This is a genomic window from Enterobacter wuhouensis (assembly GCF_035835995.1).
In the GTDB taxonomy this organism is placed as follows: Bacteria; Pseudomonadota; Gammaproteobacteria; order Enterobacterales; family Enterobacteriaceae; genus Enterobacter; species Enterobacter wuhouensis.
The window spans coordinates 1,664,986-1,691,386 of the sequence record NZ_CP142124.1; the positions used below are offsets into that span (position 1 = coordinate 1,664,986).

The 26,401-nt window shown below is 55.8% G+C and carries 18 protein-coding genes; 11 read left to right on the top strand and 7 right to left on the bottom strand.

The window, feature by feature from the left end:
- Nucleotides 1-12: 12 nt before the first annotated feature.
- The 3 genes from cydC to trxB all read right to left on the bottom strand — a co-directional run bounded on the left by cydC (nt 13) and on the right by trxB (nt 4,583).
- Nucleotides 13-1,734 carry a heme ABC transporter ATP-binding protein/permease CydC gene (gene cydC, locus VPX56_RS07960; protein ID WP_326470968.1) on the bottom strand — a complete coding sequence of 574 codons (1,722 nt, stop codon included), beginning with the start codon at nt 1,732-1,734 and terminating at the stop codon, nt 13-15.
- The gene (cydD, locus tag VPX56_RS07965) at nt 1,734-3,500 is read right to left on the bottom strand and encodes a heme ABC transporter permease/ATP-binding protein CydD (protein WP_326470970.1); all 1,767 of its coding nucleotides are present in this window, start codon (nt 3,498-3,500) and stop codon (nt 1,734-1,736) included. Before cydD ends, cydC begins: the two co-directional genes overlap by 1 nt.
- Before the next feature lie 114 nt (nt 3,501-3,614).
- A complete protein-coding gene (gene trxB / locus VPX56_RS07970) occupies nt 3,615-4,583 on the bottom strand; it encodes a thioredoxin-disulfide reductase (RefSeq protein WP_131632828.1) in 969 nt (322 codons plus the stop codon).
- Between the two features lie 545 nt (nt 4,584-5,128).
- Here trxB and lrp point away from each other — a divergent pair.
- From lrp to VPX56_RS08020, 10 genes are all read left to right on the top strand, one after another.
- The gene (gene lrp / locus VPX56_RS07975) at nt 5,129-5,623 is read left to right on the top strand and encodes a leucine-responsive transcriptional regulator Lrp (protein ID WP_002439523.1); all 495 of its coding nucleotides are present in this window, start codon (nt 5,129-5,131) and stop codon (nt 5,621-5,623) included.
- Nucleotides 5,624-5,758: 135 nt separating this feature from the next.
- On the top strand, nt 5,759-9,451 hold the full coding sequence (locus tag VPX56_RS07980) for a DNA translocase FtsK 4TM domain-containing protein (RefSeq protein WP_326470973.1): 3,693 nt from the start codon (nt 5,759-5,761) through the stop codon (nt 9,449-9,451).
- A 128-nt stretch (nt 9,452-9,579) separates the two neighbouring features.
- Entirely contained in the window at nt 9,580-10,191 is a 612-nt protein-coding gene (lolA, locus tag VPX56_RS07985) for an outer membrane lipoprotein periplasmic chaperone LolA (protein ID WP_131632823.1), read from the top strand.
- Between the two features lie 9 nt (nt 10,192-10,200).
- On the top strand, nt 10,201-11,544 hold the full coding sequence (gene rarA, locus VPX56_RS07990; RefSeq protein ID WP_131632822.1) for a replication-associated recombination protein RarA: 1,344 nt from the start codon (nt 10,201-10,203) through the stop codon (nt 11,542-11,544).
- A 92-nt stretch (nt 11,545-11,636) separates the two neighbouring features.
- Complete coding sequence (gene serS / locus VPX56_RS07995; RefSeq protein ID WP_010429208.1) at nt 11,637-12,929, top strand: serine--tRNA ligase; 1,293 nt, start codon at nt 11,637-11,639, stop codon at nt 12,927-12,929.
- A 211-nt stretch (nt 12,930-13,140) separates the two neighbouring features.
- Nucleotides 13,141-15,585 (top strand): dimethylsulfoxide reductase subunit A, encoded by a 2,445-nt coding sequence (gene dmsA, locus VPX56_RS08000; RefSeq protein WP_326470977.1) that lies wholly within the window; start codon nt 13,141-13,143, stop codon nt 15,583-15,585.
- A 10-nt stretch (nt 15,586-15,595) separates the two neighbouring features.
- Complete coding sequence (gene dmsB / locus VPX56_RS08005; protein WP_089597769.1) at nt 15,596-16,213, top strand: dimethylsulfoxide reductase iron-sulfur subunit DmsB; 618 nt, start codon at nt 15,596-15,598, stop codon at nt 16,211-16,213.
- A 1-nt stretch (nt 16,214) separates the two neighbouring features.
- Nucleotides 16,215-17,078 carry a dimethyl sulfoxide reductase anchor subunit family protein gene (locus VPX56_RS08010; protein WP_326470979.1) on the top strand — a complete coding sequence of 288 codons (864 nt, stop codon included), beginning with the start codon at nt 16,215-16,217 and terminating at the stop codon, nt 17,076-17,078.
- A gap of 274 nt (nt 17,079-17,352) precedes the next feature.
- Nucleotides 17,353-18,501: an MFS transporter gene (locus tag VPX56_RS08015; protein WP_131635566.1), complete on the top strand. Its 1,149-nt coding sequence runs from the start codon at nt 17,353-17,355 to the stop codon at nt 18,499-18,501.
- A gap of 123 nt (nt 18,502-18,624) precedes the next feature.
- Nucleotides 18,625-19,146 (top strand): anti-virulence regulator CigR family protein, encoded by a 522-nt coding sequence (locus VPX56_RS08020; protein ID WP_131635565.1) that lies wholly within the window; start codon nt 18,625-18,627, stop codon nt 19,144-19,146.
- A gap of 33 nt (nt 19,147-19,179) precedes the next feature.
- Here the strand turns inward: VPX56_RS08020 and pflA are convergent, their stop codons facing one another.
- The 4 genes from pflA to ycaO all read right to left on the bottom strand — a co-directional run bounded on the left by pflA (nt 19,180) and on the right by ycaO (nt 25,481).
- Nucleotides 19,180-19,920: a pyruvate formate lyase 1-activating protein gene (gene pflA / locus VPX56_RS08025; RefSeq protein ID WP_131635564.1), complete on the bottom strand. Its 741-nt coding sequence runs from the start codon at nt 19,918-19,920 to the stop codon at nt 19,180-19,182.
- 203 nt (nt 19,921-20,123) lie between these two features.
- Nucleotides 20,124-22,406, bottom strand: coding sequence for a formate C-acetyltransferase (gene pflB / locus VPX56_RS08030; RefSeq protein ID WP_131635563.1), 2,283 nt, complete (start codon nt 22,404-22,406; stop codon nt 20,124-20,126).
- A gap of 51 nt (nt 22,407-22,457) precedes the next feature.
- Entirely contained in the window at nt 22,458-23,315 is an 858-nt protein-coding gene (focA, locus tag VPX56_RS08035; protein WP_263609161.1) for a formate transporter FocA, read from the bottom strand.
- Nucleotides 23,316-23,720: 405 nt separating this feature from the next.
- Nucleotides 23,721-25,481, bottom strand: coding sequence for a 30S ribosomal protein S12 methylthiotransferase accessory factor YcaO (gene ycaO, locus VPX56_RS08040; protein WP_207389461.1), 1,761 nt, complete (start codon nt 25,479-25,481; stop codon nt 23,721-23,723).
- A gap of 127 nt (nt 25,482-25,608) precedes the next feature.
- Here ycaO and VPX56_RS08045 point away from each other — a divergent pair, with 127 nt between their 5' ends.
- Nucleotides 25,609-26,301 carry a DUF421 domain-containing protein gene (locus VPX56_RS08045; RefSeq protein WP_131635560.1) on the top strand — a complete coding sequence of 231 codons (693 nt, stop codon included), beginning with the start codon at nt 25,609-25,611 and terminating at the stop codon, nt 26,299-26,301.
- The last annotated feature ends 100 nt before the right edge of the window (nt 26,302-26,401 follow it).

Here is a 26,401-nt window from a genome sequence, read left to right on the forward strand (position 1 = left end):
TACAAATATAGTCTACAGACGCTGTTTAAACTGGTAGTAGCGACCCTGTTTTGCCAACAGTTCTGCGTGATTACCTTGCTCAATAATGTGTCCGTTGTCCATCACAATTATCCGATCGAAACTCGCCAGCCCGCGCAGGCGGTGCGTGACCATTAATACCGTCTTACCGACCATAACCTTAGCCAGTAAATCAAGGATTTGGCTTTCGGTAGTCGCGTCCAGCCCTTCGGTGGGTTCGTCGAGCAGCATCAGCGGCGCATCGTGCAAAAGCGCACGGGCAATGGCCAGACGACGCAGTTCGCCCCCGGAGAGCTGACGACCGCCTTCACCCAGCCAGCTATTCAGTCCTTCGTCCTCAAGCAGCTTATGCAGCCCAACCTGTTCCAGCATCGCGCTTAGTTCATCATCAGATGCTTTCGGCGCGGCAAGCAGCAGGTTGTCGCGCAGGGTCGCGCTAAAGAGATGCACGCGCTGCGGAACTACGCTGACGGTCTTGCGTAAGGCCTGCTCGCTGAAATCAGCCAGCGGCATCTCGTTAAACAGGATCTGTCCCTGCTGCGGGTCCCATGCGCGCGTCAACAGCTGCAAAAGCGTTGACTTACCGCAGCCGGTACGGCCCAGGATCGCAATGCGCTGGCCCGCGCTAACTGAAAGATTGATCCCTTCCAGCGCGTTCTGCCCCTGCTTGTCGTAGGCAAACGTGACGTTATTCAGCGTCAGCGCAACCTGAGCGGGAACCGGAGTCTGATCGGCAGCGAATTTCACCTCGGGTTCCTGCTCGGCAATGTCCGTAATGCGCAGGGCAGAGGCGATAACCTGCCCAAGATGCTGGAAGGCTCCCGTCACGGGCGCAAGCGCTTCGAACGCCGCCAGCGCACAGAAGACGAAGAGCGCGATCAGCGGGCCTGGCTGCATATTGCCGCCCACGCCGCCGGAGGCCATCCACAGCATCGCGATGACCGCGACGCCGCCGATAAGCATCATCAGCGCCTGGGAAAAGGCCGTCAGCTCAGACTGTCGGCGCTGGGCTTCGTGCCAGTTCAACTCCGTGCTTTCCATACGCGCGCGGTAACGCCTGGTGGCACCGAAAATGGTCAGTTCTGCCTGTCCCTGCAGCCAGGAGGTCAGCTGCTGCCGATATTCCCCGCGCAGACGCGTCAGGTTTTCGCCGGTGGATTTACCCGCTCGATAGAACAGCGGCGGCAGAACAATGAGCGTCAGCAGCATGATGCCGCCAAGCGTCAGCGCGATTGGGACGTCCAGTACGCACAGCCCCAGCGTCACGACCACTATCACCACGAAGGCGCCGACAATCGGCGATATCACGCGCAGGTAGAGGTGATCCAGTGTATCGACATCCGCCACCACGCGGTTGAGCAATTCGCCCTGACGAAAACGTGCCAGCCCGGCAGGGGATAGGGGCAGCAGCTTGCTAAAGGTGTAAATACGCAGGTGCTGCAGCACGCGGAAGGTCGCGTCGTGGCTGACCAGACGCTCAAAGTACCGCCCGGCCGTTCGGGTGATGGCCGTCCCGCGTACGCCCGCTGCAGGCAGCATATAGTTAAAGCTGTATAAGCCGGCAAAGCCCGCGACGGCAGAAGCGGACAAGAACCAGCCAGAGAGCGTAAGCAGGCCGATGCTCGCCAGCAGGGTAATAATTGCCAGCACGATGCCCAGCGTCAGCATCCATTTGTGGCGTTTATAGAGCGCAAGATAAGGAAGCAGGGCGCGCATCAGATGTCCTCCTGACGGTTCGCCAGCAGGGTGGCGAACGGCCCCTGCGCGGCAACAAGAGAGGCGTAATCGCCTTGCTCAACGATTTGGCCGTTTTCCATTACCCAGATCCCATCCCAGTCGGCAATGCCTTCCAGCTGGTGGGTGACCATCAGCGTGGTTTGCTGCAGCGAAGCCTCATTCAATGCCTGCATCACGCGCTGTTCGCTGTGTGAGTCCAGGCTCGCAGCAGGCTCGTCAAGCAGCATTAGCTGGCACGGATTAAGCAGCGCGCGCGCAACGGCAACGCGCTGAGCCTGCCCGACGGAGAGCCCGGCAGACTGGTCACCGACGACCGTATCGACGCCCTGTTGAAGCAGCGGCAGAAACTCGCTGACCCAGGCGCGATCGAGCACGGACTGGAGCTCATCTTCACGCGCATCCGGGCGCGCCAGAAGCACGTTTTCACGCAGCGTGGAGGCCGGAAGCTGCGGGTTTTGACCTACCCAGCTCAGCTGTTTACGCCAGGCATCAGGGTCAAGATCGCGCAGTTCGGTTTTATTAACCCGCAGCGAACCGGTATAGGCCATAAAGCCGGAAAGCGCATTCAGCAGGGAGCTTTTCCCTGAACCGCTGGTGCCGACCAGCACCACGCGTTGTCCGGCTGGCAGGGTAAAGTTCAGCGGACCCGCGAGCACTTTGCCTTCGGGCGACAGAATGGAAAAGTCCTGCGCTTCAATGGTCACGGGGTCTTTAGTATTCAGCGTCACGTCACCCCGCTCCGGGTGTGCCAGCGGCGTTTCCAGGAACGTTTTCAGGCTATCGGCTGCGCCAACCGCCTGCGCTTTGGCATGATAAAAGGTACCCAGATCGCGAAGCGGCTGGAAGAATTCCGGAGCCAGGATCAGCGCCAGGAATCCGGCGGAAAGGGTAACCGCCGTGCCGTAGTGGCCGAAATCCAGCGCGCCAAGGTAAGAGAAGCCGAAGTAAACAGCCACCAGCGCAATCGACAGCGAGGTAAAGAATTCGAGTACGCCGGATGACAGGAATGCGAGACGCAGCACTTCCATGGTGCGCTGGCGGAAATCCTGCGACGCATGGCGAATGTTTTCGGTCTCTGCTTCACCGCGGCCAAAGATACGCAGGGTTTCCATCCCGCGCAGACGGTCAAGGAAATGGCCGCTCAGGCGACCCAGCGCCAGGAAGTTACGACGGTTAGCATCCGCCGCGCCCATCCCGACCATCGCCATAAACAGCGGGATCAGCGGAGCCGTACCCAGCAGAATCAGCGCGGCGACCCAGTTAATCGGGAAAATGACGATCACGATCAGCAGCGGTACAAAAACGGCCAGCGCCATCTGCGGCAGGTAGCGGGCGTAGTAGTCGTGCATATCGTCAATTTGCTCGAGGATCAGCGTTGCCCAGCTCCCGGCGGGTTTCCCCTGAATCCAGGCTGGCCCGGCTTCCTGTAGACGGTCAAGCACCTGTCGGCGGATCTCATAGCGGATATGTTGTCCCGCGTGAAAACCGACGCGTTCACGCAGCCAGACGACCCAGGCGCGCAGGACAAAGATCAGGATCAAAACGACAAACGGCAGAAGTAGCGCCTCGCGCGGGATGTTCTCCACGATCATATGATTAAGAATGCGGGCCAGCAGCCATGCCTGGGCAACAATCAACAGACCGCTGATGAGCCCCAGAAGACGGGAGATCATAAGCCAGCGGCGGGAAATAACGCTTTGCTGTTTTAGCCAGCGTGTTAACTCTTGTTGACGGGTTTTTTCCATTGCGTACTTTGCAGGTGACGTTATAAGAAATTAGACAACTGCATGTTACACGCGGGGAAAAATAAAGGCGACCTGTGGCCGCCTTTATTTACGTTTGTTACTGACTTGTAAAGATTATTTACCTTGTTCAGCCAGCCCGTCGAGGTAGCGCTCGGCGTCCAGCGCGGCCATGCAGCCGGTGCCCGCAGAGGTGATGGCCTGGCGGTAAATATGGTCCATTACGTCGCCCGCAGCGAACACGCCCGGGATGCTGGTCTGGGTTGCGTTGCCGTGAATGCCGGACTGCACCTTGATGTAGCCGTTTTCCAGCTCAAGCTGACCGTCGAAGATTGCGGTGTTCGGGCTGTGACCGATTGCCACGAACAGGCCAGCCACTTCCAGTGATTCCACGTTGTCGGTGTTCTGCGTGTCGCGCAGGCGCAGACCGGCAACGCCCATCTGGTCGCCGGTGACTTCTTCCAGCGTACGGTGGGTGTGCAGCACGATGTTGCCGCTCGCCACTTTGTCCATCAGGCGTTTGATCAGGATCTTCTCGGCGCGGAAGGTGTCGCGGCGGTGGATCAGGTGCACTTCAGAGGCGATGTTCGCCAGGTAGAGCGCTTCTTCTACTGCGGTGTTGCCGCCGCCGATAACCGCCACTTTCTGGTTGCGATAGAAGAAACCGTCGCAGGTGGCGCAGGCAGAGACGCCGCGGCCTTTAAACGCTTCTTCAGACGGCAGGCCAAGGTAACGGGCCGATGCGCCGGTAGCGATAATCAACGCGTCACAGGTGTACTCGCCGCTGTCACCGGTCAGACGGAACGGACGGTTCTGCAGATCGACCTTGTTAATGTGGTCGAACAGAATTTCGGTTTCGAATTTGGCAGCATGCTCATGCATACGCTCCATCAGCAGCGGCCCGGTCAGGTCATTCGGATCGCCTGGCCAGTTTTCTACTTCGGTTGTGGTGGTCAGCTGACCGCCTTTTTCCATGCCGGTGATCAGTACCGGATGCAGGTTAGCGCGTGCAGCATAGACCGCTGCGGTATATCCCGCAGGTCCAGAACCAAGAATTAGCAGCTTACTGTGTTTAGCCGTGCCCATGAGATCCCCATTGTTGTTGGCAGACATTTGGCTGGATTGTAGGGAATTTGTTGCCGTAAAAAAAGAGCACAGCAATTTTGATATCGATATGTGCGATAGGCGCTGTCGATAAATCAATCGCTATAACATAACTCTTTCTACTGCAATCCGGTCGTTTATAAGGCAATAAAATGATGATTAATACCCTACCGTAATGAATATCCGGCATGTTGTACTAAAAATCGATGTTTTGCTTTGACAATCCCCTGCGCTTTTGCGAAAACATTCAAGGAAGAAAAAAAACCGCATGACTCGTGTGCCGCATAGGCATGCAGAGAAATGCCATTTTTACCGGGTCAATGAAATCTACGCATGGCGTGGACAGACGCCATACGTGATGTCGGTGACTGCCTTCGGGCAACGGTCTTCTTAACAAACAGAACCCGAATCCGCATCGCGTCTAATACATAACCAGGCGATGTGATGAATAACGGGTACAGGCTCTGAACAGTGATGTGCACAGGGTCCAGGCAGGAGTAGGGAAGGAATACAGAGAGACAATAATAATGGTAGATAGCAAGAAGCGCCCTGGCAAAGATCTCGACCGTATCGATCGTAACATTCTTAATGAACTGCAAAAGGATGGGCGTATTTCCAACGTCGAGCTTTCAAAACGTGTGGGACTTTCCCCGACGCCGTGCCTTGAGCGTGTGCGCCGACTGGAAAGACAGGGTTTTATTCAGGGCTACACGGCTCTGCTTAACCCGCATTATCTGGATGCCTCACTTCTGGTATTTGTTGAGATTACTCTGAATCGTGGTGCGCCGGATGTGTTTGAACAATTCAACTCCGCTGTACAAAAACTTGAAGAAATTCAAGAGTGTCATCTGGTTTCCGGTGATTTCGACTACCTGTTGAAAACGCGCGTACCAGACATGTCTGCCTACCGTAAGCTGCTGGGTGAAACCTTGCTGCGTCTGCCGGGCGTGAACGACACCCGTACCTATGTGGTGATGGAAGAGGTTAAACAGAGCAATCGTCTGGTAATTAAGACGCGCTAACACGGAACAGGTGCAAAATCAGTGTAGTTTGATTACACTCCTGTTAATCCATACAGCAACAGTGCCGGGGAGCCCCGGCGCTGTTGTCCGTTTTAGCAAACAGGCAGGATATGCCTGATACCTGGAGAGCCTTTCTTGAGCCAGGAATACACTGAAGACAAAGAAGTCACATTATCGAAGCTAAGCAGCGGACGTCGTCTCCTTGAGGCGTTGCTGATTGTTATTGCCCTTTTTGCCGTCTGGCTGATGGCCGCTTTACTCAGTTTCAACCCCTCAGATCCTAGCTGGTCACAAACCGCATGGCATGAGCCTATCCATAATGTCGGTGGCGTTCCCGGCGCCTGGCTTGCGGACACCCTGTTTTTCATTTTTGGCGTGATGGCCTACACCATTCCCGTCATTATCATTGGCGGATGCTGGTTTGCCTGGCGCCATCGCCAAAACGATGACTATATCGATTACTTCGCGGTGTCGCTGCGCCTGATAGGTGCGCTGGCGCTGATCCTGACCTCCTGCGGGCTGGCGGCGATTAACGCCGACGATATCTGGTACTTTGCCTCCGGTGGCGTCATCGGCAGCCTGTTAAGTTCTGCCCTCCAGCCGATGCTTCACAGCAGCGGCGGCACCTTGACGCTGCTCTGCATCTGGGCTGCCGGATTGACCCTGTTTACCGGCTGGTCCTGGGTGAGTATCGCCGAGAAAATTGGCAGCTTTATCCTCACTCTCCTGACCTTTGCCAGCAATCGTACCCGGCGCGACGATACGTGGGTCGATGAAGACGAATATGAAGATGAGTACGACGAGGAAGACGATGCGCCCGTGCAGCGTCGTGAGTCTCGTCGCGCGCGTATTCTGCGTGGCGCGCTGGCGCGTCGGCAGCGCGTGGCTGAAAAATTTGCCAATCCGCTCGGGCGTAAAACCGATGCGGCGCTCTTCTCCGGCAAGCGCATGGATGAAGACGAACAGGTTGAGTACCGCGCGGCGGGTGCCGCCGTCGATCCTGACGATGTGCTGTTCTCCGGTAATCGCGCGATGCCCGGCGATTATGACGAATACGATCCGCTGTTAAACGGTCATTCCGTCGCAGAGCCCGTCGCCGTTGCTGCGGCTGCTACCACGGCGGCACAGGCTTATGCTGCGCCCGTTGAGGCCGTGATGCCGTCTGCGCAGGTTCCCGCGCCGGAATCCGCTATCCAGCAGCCGGTTGTTGAATGGCAAACTGCGCCAGGCGTCCACACGCCGGAGCCTGCGATCGCGCCTGAGCCCGAAAGCTACGTGCCTGTACAACAGGAGCACTGGCAGCAGCCTTACCAGCCTGAGCCAGTGTATGAGCCGCAGGGGTATCAGGAATACCAGCAGCCGGTTGCGCAGCCTTATCAGGAGTATGTGCCTGAGCCGGTCGAACAGGCTCAGCCGTATGTCGAGCCTGAACCTGAAGTGGTAGAAGAGACGAAACCGTCTCGCCCGCCAATGTATTATTTTGAAGAAGTAGAAGAGCGCCGTGCCCGCGAGCGCGAGCAGCTGGCCGCCTGGTATCAACCGGTGCCTGAGCCCGCGCAAGAGCCTGCGGTGAGAACGCCTTCTGTTTCCGTACCGCCAGTCGATCCAACGCCTGCTGTGGCCCCGGTGGCAGAAAGCGTGAAGCAGGCCACTGCGGCAGCCGCCGCCGCTGCACCTGTGTTTAGCCTTGCTACGGGCGGTGCACCGCGTCCGCAGGTGAAAGAGGGCATTGGCCCACAGCTGCCTCGCCCTAATCGCGTTCGCGTACCCACCCGTCGCGAGCTGGCCTCCTACGGTATCAAGCTGCCTTCTCAGCGTATGGCTGAGGAAAAGACGCGCGGAACTGATTACGAAGATGATGCCGATGAACTGCAGCAGGATGAGCTGGCGCGCCAGTTTGCCGCGACGCAGCATCAGCGCTACGGTGAGGAATATCAGCACGACGAACGCGTTCAGGAAGATGAAGATGATGCAGCAGAAGCGGAACTGGCACGCCAGTTCGCCGCGACGCAGCAGCAGCGCTATTCCGGCGAACAGCCTTCGGGCGCGAACCCGTTCTCACTGTCGGATTTTGAATTCTCGCCGATGAAAGATCTGGTGGACGATGGCCCGAGTGAACCGTTATTCACCCCGAGCGTCATGCCGGAAGCTGAACCGGTGCGCCAGCAGCAGCCAGCGCCACAGCAGTATGCCCAGCCGCAGCAACCGCCTTCTGCGCAAAGCTATGCGCAACCGCAGCAGGCACAGCAGCCGCCGCAGTTCCAGCAGCCCGCACCTAAGCCGCAGGAGAGCCTCATTCACCCGCTGCTAATGCGTAACGGTGACAGCCGCCCGCTGCAGCGCCCGAGCACGCCGCTGCCGTCGCTGGATCTGTTAACGCCGCCGCCGTCAGAAGTGGAGCCGGTCGATACCTTTGCGCTTGAGCAGATGGCGCGTCTGGTTGAGGCCCGTCTGGCAGATTTCCGCATCAAGGCAGACGTAGTGAACTACTCTCCGGGTCCGGTGATCACCCGCTTCGAGCTGAACCTGGCGCCGGGCGTAAAAGCCGCGCGTATCTCTAACCTGTCCCGTGACCTGGCGCGATCGCTGTCGACCGTTGCGGTGCGCGTGGTGGAAGTTATTCCAGGCAAACCTTACGTTGGCCTTGAGCTGCCGAACAAGAAGCGGCAGACCGTCTACCTGCGCGAAGTGCTGGATAACACCAAGTTCCGCGATAACCCTTCTCCACTCACCGTGGTGTTGGGTAAAGATATCGCCGGCGATCCGGTAGTCGCAGACCTGGCGAAAATGCCTCACCTGCTGGTAGCGGGTACGACCGGTTCCGGTAAATCGGTCGGCGTAAACGCCATGATCCTCAGCATGCTCTATAAAGCGCAGCCGGAAGACGTGCGCTTCATCATGATCGACCCGAAAATGCTGGAGCTGTCGGTGTACGAAGGCATTCCGCATCTGCTGACCGAAGTTGTGACCGACATGAAAGATGCCGCCAACGCCCTGCGCTGGAGCGTCAACGAAATGGAACGCCGCTACAAGCTGATGTCAGCGCTGGGCGTGCGTAACCTCGCCGGTTATAACGAAAAAATCGCCGAAGCGATGCGTATGGGACGTCCTATTCCTGACCCATACTGGAAGCCGGGTGACAGCATGGATGCCCAGCATCCGGTGCTGGAAAAACTGCCTTACATCGTCGTTCTGGTGGATGAATTCGCCGACCTGATGATGACCGTCGGTAAAAAAGTCGAAGAGCTGATTGCGCGTTTGGCGCAGAAAGCGCGTGCGGCGGGTATTCACCTTGTACTGGCGACTCAGCGTCCTTCCGTTGATGTGATTACCGGCCTGATTAAAGCCAACATCCCGACCCGTATTGCGTTTACCGTATCGAGCAAAATTGACTCGCGTACTATTCTCGACCAGGGCGGCGCGGAGTCGCTGCTGGGGATGGGCGATATGCTCTACTCCGGCCCGAACTCCACCTCGCCGGTGCGCGTCCACGGTGCGTTCGTGCGCGATGAGGAAGTTCATGCTGTCGTGCAGGACTGGAAGGCGCGCGGACGCCCGCAATACGTTGACGGCATTACCAATGACACCGAAAGCGAAGGGGGTGGCGGTGGCTTTGACGGCGGGGAAGAGCTTGATCCGTTATTTGACCAGGCGGTTAATTTCGTCACTGAAAAACGTAAAGCCTCCATCTCCGGCGTGCAGCGTCAGTTCCGTATCGGCTATAACCGTGCGGCGCGTATCATCGAGCAGATGGAAGCCCAGGGCATCGTCAGCGAGCAGGGGCACAACGGTAACCGCGAGGTGTTGGCACCCCCGCCGTTCGAATAACCTTTCAGCGATTGCAAAGAAGGGTAAATCAGCCAAAATTAAGCATATTCTTCTGTCGCCTGCCTCCGGGCAGGTCCAGAATAGAAACGGAAACCCCATATCGGGAAGACGTATTTTAAGGAATAACAATGAAAAAAATCGCCATCGCCTGTGCATTACTTTCCAGTTTTGTTGCCAGCAGCGTCTGGGCTGATGCGGCCAGCGACCTTAAAAGCCGACTGGACAAAGTGAGCAGCTTCCACGCCAGCTTCACGCAAAAAGTGACTGACGGCAGCGGTAACGCGGTCCAGGAAGGTCAGGGTGATTTGTGGGTAAAACGCCCCAATCTGTTCAACTGGCACATGACCCAGCCGGACGAAAGCATTCTGGTGTCCGACGGTAAAACCCTGTGGTTCTTCAACCCGTTTGTTGAGCAGGCAACCGCGACCTGGCTGAAAGATGCCACAAGCAATACGCCGTTTATGCTGATTGCCCGTAACCAGTCCAGTGACTGGCAGCAGTACAACATCAAGCAGAACGGTGATGAGTTTGTCCTGACGCCGAAAGGCAGCAACGGCAACCTGAAGCAGTTCACCATTAACGTGAGCAGCAACGGCACGATCAATCAGTTCGGTGCGGTTGAGCAGGACGATCAGCGCAGCAGCTACCAGCTGAAAACGCAGCAAAACGGCGCTGTTGATGCATCTAAATTTACCTTTACCCCGCCGCAGGGCGTAACGGTGGACGACCAACGTAAGTAAGAGGCCTGAGTGGGCAACCTGTCGCTCGATTTTTCTGATAATGCATTTCAACCTCTGGCCGCGCGTATGCGGCCAGAAAATTTAGCCCAGTACATCGGCCAGCAGCACCTGCTGGCTGCGGGAAAACCGTTGCCGCGCGCCATTGAGGCCGGACACCTGCACTCGATGATCCTCTGGGGACCACCCGGGACCGGCAAAACCACCCTGGCTGAAGTGATCGCCCGCTATGCAAACGCTGATGTTGAACGTATTTCTGCAGTCACGTCCGGTGTAAAAGAGATCCGCGAAGCCATCGAGCGTGCGCGGCAGAACCGTAACGCCGGGCGCCGCACGATCCTGTTTGTAGATGAAGTTCACCGCTTCAACAAGAGCCAGCAGGATGCCTTCCTGCCGCACATCGAAGACGGCACGATTTTCTTCATCGGCGCCACCACTGAAAACCCGTCTTTCGAACTCAATTCGGCACTGCTCTCTCGCGCGCGCGTTTACCTGCTCAAATCGCTAACCACCGAGGATATCGAAAAGGTACTGACTCAGGCGATGGACGATAAAGCACGCGGCTACGGTGGGCAGGATATCGTTTTGCCTGACGAAACGCGCCTCGCGATTGCCCAGCTGGTCAACGGCGACGCCCGCCGGGCGCTGAACACGCTGGAAATGATGGCCGACATGGCCGAAATAGATGCTTCCGGCAAGCGGGTACTGAAACCGGAACTGCTCACCGAAATTGCCGGGGAGCGCAGCGCGCGTTTTGATAACAAAGGCGATCGTTTTTACGACCTGATTTCGGCGCTGCATAAGTCCGTGCGCGGCAGCGCGCCGGATGCCGCGCTTTACTGGTACGCGCGCATTATCACTGCGGGCGGCGATCCGCTGTACGTCGCGCGTCGCTGTCTGGCGATTGCCTCCGAAGATGTGGGTAACGCCGACCCGCGCGCCATGCAGGTGGCTATCTCTGCCTGGGACTGCTTTACCCGCGTCGGGCCTGCGGAAGGCGAGCGCGCCATTGCACAGGCGATTGTCTATCTGGCCTGTGCGCCGAAAAGTAATGCGGTGTATACCGCCTTCAAAGCGGCGATGTCAGACGCGCGCGACCGGCCGGACTATGACGTGCCGGTTCACCTGCGCAATGCGCCGACCAAGCTGATGAAAGAGATGGGCTACGGGCAGGAGTACCGCTACGCCCACGACGAGCCCAATGCCTACGCCGCCGGGGAGGACTATTTCCCGCAGGAGATGGCACAAACCCGCTATTATCACCCCACAAACAGAGGTCTTGAGGGCAAGATTGGCGAAAAGCTCGCCTGGCTCGCCGGACAGGATCAAAATAGCCCTATAAAACGCTACCGTTAGCGCTATCGTTGCGGTAATGTTGGCAATGTATCCTTGTGGCCGCAGGCTGTGGTCACATTTCCCTATTTAAATTCGATAAGCACAGGATAAGCATGCTCGATCCCAATCTGCTGCGTAATGAGCCAGACGCAGTCGCTGAAAAACTGGCACGCCGGGGCTTTAAGCTGGACGTAGATAAGCTACGCGCTCTTGAAGAGCGTCGTAAAGTTCTGCAGGTACAAACTGAAAATCTGCAGGCAGAGCGTAACTCTCGATCGAAATCCATCGGCCAGGCGAAAGCGCGCGGGGAAGATATTGAGCCATTACGCCTGGAAGTGAACAAGCTGGGTGAAGAGCTGGATCAGGCAAAAGCTGAACTGGACGTTCTTCAGACCGAAATTCGCGATATCGCCCTGGCTATCCCGAACATTCCTGACGACAGCGTACCCGTCGGCAAAGATGAAAACGACAACGTTGAAGTGAAACGCTGGGGCACGCCTCGCGAGTTCGACTTCGAAGTGCGCGATCACGTGACGCTGGGCGAAATGCACGCGGGCCTGGACTTTGCCGCTGCGGTTAAGCTGACCGGTTCTCGCTTCGTGGTGATGAAAGGCCAGATTGCCCATCTGCACCGTGCGCTGGCGCAGTTCATGCTGGATCTGCACACCGAGCAGCACGGCTACAGCGAAACCTACGTTCCGTATCTGGTGAATCACGATACGCTGTACGGCACCGGCCAGCTGCCAAAATTTGCCGGCGATCTGTTCCACACTCGTCCGCTGGACGAGGAAGCAGACAGCAGCAACTACGCGCTGATCCCAACCGCGGAAGTGCCGCTGACCAACCTCGTGCGCGATGAGATCATCGACGAAGACGATCTGCCAATCAAGCTGACGGCACACTCTCCGTGCTTCCGTTCTGAAGCCGGTTCTTACGGTCGCGACACCCGTGGCCTGATCCGTATGCACCAGTTCGACAAGGTTGAGATGGTGCAGATCGTTCGTCCTGAAGAGTCTATGGACGCGCTGGAAGAGATGACCGGTCACGCTGAGAAAGTGCTGGAGCTGCTGGGCCTGCCGTACCGCCGTATGGCGCTCTGCACCGGCGACATGGGCTTTGGCGCCTGCAAAACCTTCGACCTGGAAGTGTGGGTGCCTGCGCAGAACACCTACCGTGAAATCTCCTCCTGCTCTAACGTCTGGGATTTCCAGGCGCGCCGCATGCAGGCACGCTGCCGCAGCAAATCGGACAAGAAAACCCGTCTGGTGCATACCCTGAACGGCTCTGGTCTGGCGGTGGGTCGTACGCTGGTTGCCGTGCTGGAAAACTACCAGCAGGCTGACGGCCGTATTGAGATCCCGGAAGTCCTGCGCCCGTACATGAAAGGCCAGCAGTTCATCGGTTAATTATTTGCCTTAAAACAAAAAAGCGCCTCAGGGCGCTTTTTTTATGCCTGTGAATTGATGCGAAGCAATAACCCATCCCTCCAAAGTAGTAATACTTCCTCCCACGAAAGTTAGCATAAAAATCTGATAACGAACTCATTCGTTATATATAAAACTACATAGCGGTCTGTGCCGCCTCTCTTTTCTTTGTGAGCAACCAAAGTGAGTCTTTATGAAAATCAAAGCGCCTGATGCGTTAATGGCTGCCGAGGTCACTCGCCGTGGGTTGATGAAAACCACGGCTATTGGCGGTCTGGCTGTTGCCAGCAGCGCCTTCACGCTCCCTTTTTCTCGTCTGGCGTCGGCTGCGGATGCACTGTCCCCGGCTGCGGCAGCGGAAAAAGTGGTGTGGAGCGCCTGCACCGTAAACTGCGGCAGCCGTTGTCCGCTGCGTATGCACGTGGTGGATGGTGAGATCAAATATGTCGAAACCGATAACACCGGCGACGATAACTACGAAGGGTTACATCAGGTTCGCGCCTGCCTGCGCGGGCGCTCAATGCGCCGCCGCGTTTATAACCCCGACCGCCTGAAGTATCCGATGAAACGCGTGGGTAAGCGCGGGGAAGGGAAGTTCGAGCGTATCAGCTGGGATGAAGCCTACGATATCATCGCGACCAATATGCAGCGCCTGATCAAAGAGTACGGCAACGAGTCCATCTACCTGAACTACGGTACCGGAACGCTTGGCGGCACGCTGACCCGCTCCTGGCCGCCGGGAAAAACGCTCGTTGCGCGCCTGATGAACTGCTGCGGCGGCTATCTCAATCACTACGGCGACTATTCGTCTGCGCAGATTGCCGCTGGCCTGAACTACACCTACGGCGGCTGGGCGGACGGCAACAGCCCGTCTGATATCGAAAACAGTAAGCTGGTGGTACTGTTCGGCAACAACCCGGGCGAAACGCGCATGAGCGGCGGCGGAGTAACCTACTACCTCGAACAGGCGCGCGCTAAATCGAACGCACGCATGATTATCGTCGATCCGCGCTACACCGACACCGGTGCAGGGCGTGAAGACGAGTGGATCCCAATCCGTCCCGGGACGGACGCCGCGCTCGTCAGCGCTCTGGCGTGGGTGATGATCACCGAGAACCTTGTCGATCAGCCGTTCCTCGATAAGTACTGCGTCGGCTATGACGAGAAGACCCTGCCGGCCAGCGCGCCGGCTAACGGCCATTACAAAGCGTATATTCTCGGTCAGGGCAGCGACGGCGTGGCAAAAACGCCGGAGTGGGCTTCTACTATCACCGGCATTCCGGTCGAGCGTATTGTCCAGCTGGCGCGCGAAATCGGCTCGGCGAAACCCGCCTATATCAGCCAGGGCTGGGGACCGCAGCGTCATGCAAACGGCGAGATTGCGACCCGCGCCATTTCGATGCTTTCCATTCTGACCGGCAACGTCGGTGTACACGGCGGTAACTCCGGCGCGCGCGAAGGCTCGTATGAAGTGCCGTTTGAACGTATGCCGACGCTGGACAACCCGGTTCAGACCAGCATCTCCATGTTTATGTGGACGGATGCGATTGAACGCGGCCCGGAAATGACCGCGCTGCGCGACGGCGTGCGCGGCAAAGACAAGCTGGACGTGCCGATCAAGATGATCTGGAACTATGCCGGTAACTGTCTTATCAACCAGCACTCCGAAATCAACCGCACCCATGACATCCTCCAGGATGACAAGAAGTGCGAAATGATAGTGGTGATTGACTGCCACATGACCTCCTCGGCGAAATATGCCGATATTCTGCTGCCGGACTGCACCGCCTCCGAGCAGATGGATTTCGCCCTGGATGCTTCCTGCGGGAATATGTCCTACGTGATCTTTACCGACCAGGCCATTAAGCCGCGCTTCGAGTGTAAAACCATCTATGAGATGACCTCTGAGCTGGCGAAACGCCTTGGCGTCGAGCAGCAGTTTACCGAGGGGCGGACTCAGGAAGGGTGGATGCGTCATCTGCATGAACTCTCCCGCAAGGCCGTTCCGGATCTGCCGGACTTCGACACCTTCCGCAAGCAGGGCATGTACAAACAGCGCGATCCGGAAGGCCATCACGTGGCGTACAAGGCGTTCCGTGAAGATCCGCAGGCGAATCCGCTCACCACGCCGTCGGGCAAGATTGAGATCTACTCCGAAGAGCTGGCGAAAATCGCCTCTACCTGGGAGCTGCCGGAAGGGGACGTTATCGATCCACTGCCAATCTACACGCCTGGCTTCGAAAACTATAACGATCCGCTGGCGGACAAATTCCCGCTGCAGCTGACAGGTTTCCACTATAAAGCGCGCGTGCACTCGACCTATGGCAACGTTGACGTGCTGAAAGCAGCGTGCCGTCAGGAGATGTGGATCAACCCGATGGATGCAAAAGCGCGTGGCATCAGCAACGGTGACCGCGTACGTATCTTCAACGGTCGTGGTGAGGTGCACATCGAAGCCAAAGTTACACCGCGCATGATGCCTGGCGTAGTCGCGCTGGGGGAAGGGGCCTGGTACAGCCCGGATGCAAACCGCATCGACCAGGCAGGCAGTATTAACGTACTGACCACGCAGCGTCCGTCGCCTCTGGCGAAGGGCAACCCGTCCCACACGAACCTCGTTCAGGTTGAAAAGGTGTAAGGAGTAACCGATGACAACCCAGTATGGATTTTTTATTGATTCCAGCCGTTGCACCGGGTGCAAAACCTGCGAGCTGGCCTGCAAAGATTATAAAGACTTAACCCCGGACGTCAGCTTCCGTCGTATCTACGAATACGCGGGCGGCGACTGGCAGGAGGATAACGGCGTCTGGCATCAGAACGTCTTTGCCTATTACCTGTCGATCGCCTGTAACCACTGCGAAGATCCGGCCTGTACCAAGGTCTGCCCGAGCGGCGCGATGCACAAGCGCGAGGACGGTTTTGTGGTGGTGGACGAAGACGTCTGCATCGGCTGCCGCTACTGCCATATGGCCTGCCCGTACGGTGCGCCGCAGTATAACGAAGCCAAAGGACACATGACCAAGTGCGACGGCTGCCACTCCCGCGTGGCCGACGGTAAAAAGCCGATCTGCGTGGAGTCCTGCCCGCTGCGCGCGCTGGACTTTGGCCCGATTGAGGAGCTGCGTAAAAAGCACGGCCAGCTTGCGGCCGTCGCGCCGCTGCCGTCTGCACACTTCACCAAGCCGAGCATTGTGATTAAACCTAACGCCAACAGCCGCCCGACAGGGGATACCACCGGCTATCTGGCAAACCCGAAGGAGGTGTGAGATGGGAAGTGGATGGCATGAATGGCCGCTGATGATCTTCACGGTCTTTGGGCAGTGCGTTGCGGGTGGTTTTATTGTGCTCGCCCTGGCGTTATTAAAAGGCAATCTGAACGCCGAGCAGCAGCAGCGCGTCGTGTTAAGCATGTTTGGCCTGTGGGTGCTGATGGGCATTGGCTTTATAGCCTCTACGCTGCACCTGGGGTCGCCGATGCGCGCGTTTAACTCTCTGAACCGCGTGGGCGCATCCTCACTCAGTAATGAGATTGCCAGCGGGGCAATCTTCTTTGCGATCGGTGGGCTGGGATGGCTGCTGGCGGCGCTGAAGAAATTGCCTGCGGGCGTGCGCAGCCTGTGGCTGATCGTGACCATGGTGCTGGGCGTGGTGTTCGTGTGGATGATGGTGCGCGTCTATAACACCATCGATACCGTTCCAACCTGGTACAGCGTCTGGACGCCGATGAGCTTCTTCCTGACGATGTTTATCGGCGGGCCGCTGCTGGGCTATCTGCTGCTGCGCGTGGCGGGTGTTGATGGCTGGGCAATGCGCTTGTTGCCTGTCGTTTCGCTGCTGGCGCTGGTGGTGAGTGCCATTGTCGCCTTGATGCAGGGGGCCGAGCTGGCAACGATCCACAGCTCAATCCAGCAGGCTTCTGCCCTGGTACCGGATTACGGTTCACTGATGGCGTGGCGCATTGTACTGCTGGCGGTCGCGCTGGCGTGCTGGATTGCTCCTCAGCTAAAAGGCTATCAGCCTGCGCTGCCGGTGCTTTCACTGGCCTTTGTGCTGATACTGGCAGGTGAGCTGATTGGACGCGGCGTGTTTTACGGCCTGCATATGACGGTCGGTATGGCTATCGCCAGCTAATTTCTTTTTTTGTTATAAAAAGCCGGGACATAGCGCCCGGCTTTTCTTTTTTCATTCATGAAATTTTTCGACTGATGTTTCGCTTTTAAATTTCCCGGATATAAATAAAAACAAATAGATAATTAATATTGCTAGCAGGCTTTGCATTAGCAGGATGAGTTTTTTAAATCGACAGGCGGCATATCGTGCGAGCCGCCTGAAACGGTGGATTGACTTTGTTTTTGCCGGTGGCATGATGCGCACGAAATCTGAACTTCCTCACGGTTTTTAATCCATGACCACCTATACCCGGCCAGTGCTCCTGTTGCTCTGTGGCCTGCTTCTGTTGACCCTGGCGATCGCAGTGTTGAATACGCTCGTCCCGCTGTGGCTCGCCCATGAAAACTTACCGACCTGGCAGGTGGGTATGGTTAGCTCATCCTTTTTTACGGGCAATCTTCTGGGGACGTTATTAACGGGCAGCCTTATTAAACGCTTTGGCTTTAACCGCAGCTATTATCTGGCGTCGCTGATTTTTGCCGTTGGATGTGCAGGGCTTGGCCTGATGGTCGGCTTCTGGAGCTGGATGGTCTGGCGCTTTATCGCTGGCGTAGGCTGCGCGATGATCTGGGTTGTCGTGGAAAGCGCGCTGATGTGCAGCGGCACCTCCCGCAATCGCGGACGCCTGCTGGCGGCGTATATGATGGTGTATTACGTGGGAACCGTGCTCGGCCAGCTGATGGTCAGTAAGTTGCCGACGGATCTGATGAGCGTGCTGCCGTGGGTGACGGGTATGGTGTTGGCCGCAATCCTGCCGCTGCTCTTTACGCGCATTGTGAATCAAAACAGCGAACATCAGGAAGCGACGCACGTCTGGCCGATGCTGCGACTGCGTCAGGCGCGCCTGGGCGTTAACGGCTGCATCATCTCCGGGATTGTTCTCGGCTCGCTGTATGGCCTGATGCCGCTCTACCTGAACCACCAGGGCGTGAGCGATTCCGGTATCGGGTTCTGGATGGCGGTGATGGTCAGCGCCGGGATCGTAGGGCAGTGGCCTATTGGTCGTCTGGCTGACCGCTTCGGTCGCCTGCTGGTGCTGCGCGTTCAGGTGTTCGTGGTGATCATGGGATGTCTTGCCATGCTCAGCAATGCCGCAATGGCACCCGCCCTGTTTATTCTGGGGGCTGCGGGCTTTACGCTCTATCCCGTCGCGATGGCCTGGGCCTGCGAGAAAGTTGAGCACCATCAGCTGGTGGCGATGAACCAGGCGCTGCTGTTGAGCTACACCATCGGCAGCTTGTTGGGGCCAACCTTCACCTCGGTGTTGATGCAAAACTATTCCGACAACCTGCTGTTTATCATGATCGCCAGCGTGTCGTTTATCTACCTGCTAATGCTGCTGCGAAAAGTGGGCGAGCATCCAACGCCAGTGGCTCACGCCTGATTAAATAAAAGCCTGTCGATGACAGGCTTTTTTGTCCCCATCACATCTCAGACTTTTACTCATTGTTTGTTTATCGCGGCAGACGATAATTCACATGAGTTCTACCACTAAAAGGCAGCAATCATGTCTACACGTCGTTTTTCCACTACCGCACTTGCCGTAGTGTTGTCTTTAACGTTTGCAACGGCTCCGGTCATGGCTAATCCTGGAAACGGGAATGGCGGTGGCCACGGAAACGGTGGCGGACAGGGTAATGGCGGCAGTCATGGTAACGGGAATTCTGGTAACCATGGCAATAAGCAAAATAACGGTCAGGATAACCCAGGAAAATCGGACAAGAGCTTTAAAAACAGTAAGGATGTCGGTAACGATGTCGACGCGCGCGTGAGCTTCGATCATGCCCGCCATCTGGCGCTGAATTATGGCTTAACGGGCTATGACTCTCTGCCTCCGGGTATCGCGAAAAACCTGGCGCGCGGCAAGCCGTTGCCTCCGGGCATTGCGAAGAAAACCGTACCGGCCTCAATGCTGGGTCAGCTTCCTTCCTATCCAGGTTATGAATGGCGCGTGGTCGGAGACGACCTGGTCTTAATTGCGCTGAGCACTGCGATTGTGACGTCCGTTATTAACGGCGTCTTTAAATAGAATATAAAAAGGCCCGGTTAAACCGGGCCTTTTTTAATACATCACCTTGTGGCCGTACTGTTCAAGAATACCTTTGACGCGTTCCATCGTCTCTTTTTTCGGCGGCTTCACGCCATCCAGTTTGTACTCTTCGCCCATTGCCACCCATTTGTGTTTACCCAGCTCGTGATAGGGCAGAAGCTCAATTTTCTCGACGTTGCCCATGTCGCGGGTAAATTCCCCGAGGCGGTGCGCGGAGTCGTCGTCGTCTGACCAGCCAGGGACCACCACGTAGCGGATCCAGGTTTTAATGCCTTTATCGGCAATGTATTTGGCAAATTCCAGCGTGCGGTGGTTAGAGACGCCAACCAGGTTCTGGTGGATCTCGTCGTTCATCTGCTTGAGATCGAGCATGACCAGATCGGTTACGTCGAGCAGTTCGTCAATGACCGGATCGTAGCGGCGAACAAAGCCGTTGGTGTCCAGACAGGTATGGATCCCTTCTTTGCGGCAGGCGCGGAACCAGTCGCGGACAAACTCCGCCTGGAGGATGGCCTCGCCGCCGGACGCGGTGACGCCGCCGCCGGACGCGTTCATAAAGTGGCGGTAGGTCACCACTTCTTTCATCAATTCTTCAACGGTCACTTCTTTACCGCCGTGCGTATCCCAGGTGTCACGGTTGTGGCAGTACAGGCAGCGCATCAGGCAGCCCTGGAAGAAGGTGATAAAGCGGATCCCCGGGCCATCGACGGTACCACAGGATTCAAAGGAGTGAATGCGACCAATAGTTGACATTGCGGTGATATCTCCGAATTTGGCCCATCCAGGGGCCTATGTAGGTGCACAGCTCAAAGGCTATGTCGAGTCTGTTTTGGCTGTTATCCATTAAGTATAGATAGCGGACAAAAGAGACTGAGGCGGAGAGGGTGTTAAAAAGGCCCCACTTGCGTGGAGCCTTTATTGTACGCCTTTTAACGCGTGATTTCAGTCAATTCCACTTACATGGACTGAGTGAAAGTACGGGTGATAACGTCCTGCTGCTGTTCTTTAGTCAGGGAGTTAAAACGTACTGCGTAGCCAGATACGCGGATGGTCAGCTGAGGATATTTCTCAGGGTGTTCCATCGCGTCGAGCAGCATTTCACGGTTCATGACGTTCACGTTCAGGTGCTGACCACCTTCGATGGACGCTTCGTGGTGGAAGTAACCGTCCATCAGACCCGCGAGGTTAGTTTTACGCACTTCGTCGTCTTTACCCAGCGCGTTTGGCACGATAGAGAAGGTATAAGAGATACCATCTTTCGCGTAAGCAAACGGCAGTTTAGCAACAGAGGTCAGAGAGGCAACCGCACCTTTCTGGTCACGACCGTGCATTGGGTTCGCACCTGGGCCGAATGGCGCGCCAGCACGACGACCGTCTGGGGTGTTACCGGTTTTCTTACCATACACAACGTTAGAGGTGATGGTCAGAACAGACTGAGTCGGGATAGCGTTACGGTAGGTAGTGAGTTTCTGAATTTTCTTCATGAAACGTTCTACCAGGTCAACCGCCATGTCATCAACGCGAGCGTCGTTGTTACCAAACTGCGGATATTCGCCTTCGATTTCGAAGTCTACGGCCAGGCCGTCTTCATCACGGATTGGTTTAACTTTCGCATATTTGATTGCAGACAGGGAGTCAGCAGCAACGGACAGACCTGCGATACCACATGCCATGGTGCGAACTACGTCACGGTCGTGCAGTGCCATCAGAGAAGCTTCGTAGCTGTACTTGTCGTGCATGTAGTGAATGACGTTCAGTGCAGTCACGTACTGTTTAGCCAGCCAGTCCATGAAGTGATCCATGCGATCCATCACTTCGTCGAAGTTCAGAACGTCGCCTTTGATCGGTTCAGACTTAGGACCAACCTGCATTTTCAGTTTTTCATCAACGCCGCCGTTGATGGCGTACAGCATGGTTTTCGCCAGGTTTGCACGCGCACCGAAGAACTGCATTTGTTTACCAACAACCATTGGGCTTACGCAGCATGCGATAGCGTAATCGTCGTTGTTGAAGTCCGGACGCATCAGGTCATCGTTCTCGTACTGCAGAGAAGAGGTGTCGATGGACACTTTAGCGGCGAATTTCTTGAAGTTCAGAGGCAGTTTTTCAGACCACAGAACGGTGATGTTCGGCTCCGGAGAAGGACCCATGGTGTACAGGGTGTTCAGGAAGCGGAAGCTGTTTTTGGTTACCAGAGTACGGCCGTCAACGCCCATACCACCGATAGATTCTGTTGCCCAGATTGGGTCACCAGAGAACAGCTCATCGTATTCAGGGGTACGCAGGAAGCGAACCATACGCAGTTTCATGACCAGGTGGTCAATCATTTCCTGAGCGTCTTGCTCGGTGATTTTGCCTGCTTTGATATCACGTTCGATGTACGCATCCAGGAAGGTGGATACGCGACCGAAGGACATTGCTGCGCCGTTCTGAGACTTAACAGCGGCCAGGTAGCCGAAGTAGGTCCACTGGATAGCTTCCTGAGCATTGGTTGCAGGACCAGAGATATCGCAGCCGTATTTAGCCGCCATCTCTTTGATCTGACCCAGCGCACGGTGCTGTTCAGCAATTTCTTCACGCAGACGGATAGTCGCTTCCAGGTTTACGCCGTTTTCCAGGTCAGACTGCAGGGAAACGAACTGCGCGTATTTGTCTTTCAGCAGGAAGTCGATACCGTACAGTGCGACGCGACGGTAGTCACCGATGATACGGCCACGGCCATACGCATCCGGCAGACCCGTCAGAACGCCAGACTTACGGCAGTTCAGAATGTCTTTGGTGTAAACATCGAATACGCCCTGGTTGTGGGTTTTGCGGTATTCGGTGAAGATTTTTTTCAGCATTGGGTCCAGCTCGCGGTTATACGCTTTGCATGAACCTTCTACCATTTTGATGCCACCGAACGGGATGATTGCGCGTTTCAGTGGTGCTTCAGTCTGCAGACCAACGATTTTCTCAAGGGCTTTGTTGATGTAGCCAGCATCATGAGAAGTGATGGTGGAAGCAACGGAGGTGTCAAAATCAACTGGCGCGTGAGTGCGGTTTTCCAGTTTAACGCCTTCCATTACGCTGTCCCACAGCTTGGTGGTCGCGTCAGTTGCGCCAGCCAGGAAGGATTCGTCACCTTCATACGGGGTATAGTTTTTCTGAATGAAGTCACGGACGTTTACTTCATTCTGCCAGTCACCTTTCGCAAAACCTTCCCAGGCTGTGGCTAACTTTTCATTAAGCTCGGACATGTAACACCTACCTTCTTAAGTGGATTTTTTATTTACTGCCTGAGACGACCATTAATGATGGTTGTCGCCACGCAGGTAAATGACCCAGTATGTCAACCCAACTAACAGACCCCCACCGATAATGTTCCCGATAGTGACGGGGATCAGGTTATCAGTAATGAAATTCATGATAGTCAGGTGAGAGAAACTTTCCGGAGTTGAACCAACTGCGGTCCAGAACTCTGGGCTCGCAAAGTTGCGGATAACAATCCCCATTGGGATCATGAACATATTCGCAATACTGTGCTCGAAGCCGCTGGCAACAAACATCGCAACCGGCAGAACCATAATCATGGCTTTGTCCATCAGGCTGCGACCGGAGTAGCTCATCCAGACCGCCAGGCAGACCATCAGGTTTGCGAGGATGCCAAGCGCTACGGCTTCGATAAATGTATGGTGCATTTTGTGGTCAGCGGTTTGCAGGACGTTAAGTCCCCAGCCGCCGTTAGCGGTCATGTACTCGCCAGAGAGCCACATCAACAGAACAAAGAGCAGACAGCCAATCAGGTTACCAACGTAGACGTTAAGCCAGTTGCGCGCCAGTTGGCCCCAGGTAATTCTTCCGCTGGCTTTTGCCACAACAATCAACACCGTCGAGGTGAAGAGGTCGGCACCGCAGATGACGCAAAGAATCAGACCCAGTGAGAAGCAAATACCACCAATCAGTTTCGCTATGCCGAAAGGCATCGCGGCAGTGCCGGTAGTGGCAGTGATGTAGAAGACGAAAGCGATGGAGATGAACACCCCGGCCGTGATGGCCAGAAAGAACGTCGTCATCGGGTGTTTCGTTGCTTTATAGACACCCGCTTCTTCGGCCACTTTGGCCATCGCAGCTGGGAGTAAAAGATCAAAAGGGTTGTCAGCTTTCACACTAACTCTCTCTTTATTAAGTCGGCGACGAGATACTAACAAAGCATTATAGAAGAGAAATTGATATAGATCATATCTCGCCTGGCTTATAGGCCCGCAGTGTGTATGGTTTTACAGCAAATGCGGAGTAAGTATTTGATTATCCATATAAAAATAAATTTTAAAAGTTATGAAAAGAGTTGAATTTTTTCGGGCGACCTCCCGTACAACAGTTAATTAAAATGGAGTATTTACCATAATAAGTAACAGTAAAGCTCAGGTAAGTATTATTATATTTACCCGTATTTAACTTAAATATTACAATCAACAATCATTGCCGAAAAAAATAAAAAAGGGGCAATGAAATTGCCCCGTAATATAGCTCAGGCGATTGAATACGCCTACAGCTGATAATGTTATATGCGGTTATTTTGACCAGTAAGCCGCTTTCGCTTTCTGAAGTTTTTCATACGCGTTCAGCAGCGACTGATGTGCCGGGAAGGCCTTCAGATCGCTATCAACAGCCTGCAGGCCATAGAACGGCTCTTCACCGCTCAGCGCCGCGCTGGCGGCTTCGACTGCGTCTGCGCCATACATACGAACAAACGCATTCAGATACTGCAGCGGCTCGCGGTCGTCTTCCTGTGCGAGCAGTAGCAGGGTTTGCAGACAGCGGTAGTAGTTGGTGCGCTCGGCGGAGAAGACGGACTGGTTGAATTCCATCGTCCACTCGGTCCAGGCCAGAGCCTGATCCAGATCGCCACCCGCAAGGGCCAGCATCGCTTTCAGCTCACCGATACGCAGCGTGTACCAGCCGTTGTCTTTACCGGTTGCCAGGCCCAGCAGCTCACGCACGCGGGTGAAGTCATCGTGGCCCTCTTCGTCCAGCTGGGCGATGAGGTTCAGGTAATCTTCTTTTTCCCACTCGCTGCCCGGTAAGGCCAGCAGGGTTTCACGCAGGTGTGCGCCCATGCTGTTGTTCGCCAGCCACAGATCTTCCGCCGGATAGATGTCGGACATGCCCGGCACAATAATACGGCACGCGTAGACGCCCAGGTGTTCGTAGTCAGCAATATAGACTTCCCGATCTTCCGCGTTGAAGATAGCCATCAGCGTGGCGAACTCTTCTTCGGTGGTGCCTGCAAAGCTCCAGTCAACGAACGGATAGTCCGCGTCCTGCTTGAACATATCCCAGGAGATCGAGCCGCTGGAGTCGATGAAGTGGGTTTCCAGGTTGGTGTGCTCGGCCACTTCTTCGTCGTCGAAGGTTGGCGGGGTGAACACGTCCAGATCCTTCAGGCTACGACCCTGCAGCAGTTCGGTCACGGTACGTTCCAGCGCCACGCCGAAGTCCGGGTGTGCGCCGAAGGAGGCGAAGCAGGTGCCGTTAGCCGGGTTGAACAGCACGACGCAGATAACCGGATATTTACCGCCCAGCGAGCCGTCGTAGGCAAAGATTGGAAAACCTTCCGCTTCCAGTTTGGCGATGGATTCTACCACGCCAGGGTAGCGCGCCAGCACGTCGGCCGGAATTTCAGGCAGGCTGATTGATTCGGCGATGATGCGGTTTTTGATGTGGCGTTCGAAGACTTCGGACAGACCCTGCACGCGCGCTTCGTTGCGGGTGTTACCGGCAGACATGCCGTTGGACACATACAGGTTGCCAACGATGTTCATCGGGATATACACGGTCTGCTCATCAGACTGACGGGTGAACGGCAGGGCGCAAATACCGCGGTCTTCGTTACCAGACTGCAGGTCAATCAGCATGCTGGCGGTCAGTTCGTTTTCCGGATCGTAGAACGCGCGCAGACGTCCATCGAGAATGCCTTCCGGCAGTTCATCGTCTTCGGTCAGCGGGAACCATTTTTCATTCGGGTAGTGAACGAAGGGGCCGTTGGCGATGGTTTCACCCAGCCAGAAGTCGGCGAAGAAATAGTTGGTCGACAGACGTTCAAAATACTCACCCAGCGCAGAGGCCAGCGCCGCTTTTTTCGTCGCGCCTTTACCGTTGGTGAAGCACAGCGCACAGTCTTTGTCGCGAATATGCACGGACCAGACGTGAGGCACCGGATTCAGCCAGGAGGCCTCTTCGATATTAAAGCCGAGGTCGGTCAGTTTCTGCTGGAAGCGAGCGATGGAATCTTCCAGAGCGGCGTCTTTGCCGGGGATAAACGTTTGGGTCATGGCGTTCACTTTTATCGTACGTAAAGCGCGCAATGATACGGGTTTTGCGTGACGGGTGCTATCTTCGGCGAAAATAAATGGCTGGGCTATGCTTAGTGACAGTAACCTACTGTTAAGGCATAGAAAAATGAAAGCTTTCGATCTCCAGCGGATGGCGTTTGACAAAGTTCCCCCCGAGTTTCTGTGGGAAGTGGCGCTGCGCAGCCTGTATACCTTTGTTCTCGTCTTCCTGTTTCTCAAAATCACCGGGCGGCGCGGCGTTCGGCAGATGTCACTGTTTGAAGTGCTCATCATCCTGACGCTGGGCTCGGCGGCGGGGGACGTGGCGTTTTATGACGATGTGCCGATGGTGCCGGTGTTTATCGTCTTCGTCTCGCTGGCATTGCTGTACCGGCTGGTGATGTGGCTAATGTCGAAAAGCGAAAAACTGGAAGATCTTCTCGAAGGCAAACCGGTGGTGATTGTAGAAGACGGGCAGCTGGCCTGGCAGAATGTTAAAAGTGCCAACATGACCGAGTTTGAGTTCTTTATGGAGCTGCGCCTGAGCAGCGTGGAACAGCTGGGACAGGTGCGGCTGGCGATAATGGAAACCAATGGGCAAATCAGCGTCTATTACTATGCTGACGACGACGTTAAGCCCGGCCTGTGTATCCTGCCGGATATGCTGATTGAGCGGTTCAGGGTCGTACCTGAAACCGGGGAGTATGCCTGTATAAAATGCAGCCATGTCGTGGGGATGCATGCGGGCGATCATCAATTATGCCCTCGCTGTGCAAATCCCGAATGGACGAAGGTTAGCCGGGCTAAACGTCTTACCTGACAGCCAATTTGTCGGTTTTGTGACACCGAGATGGCAGATTGTTTTGTGTGACGTGCGCCACATTTTACGGGTCATAAGTTTTAGACATTGCGGCGCGTGT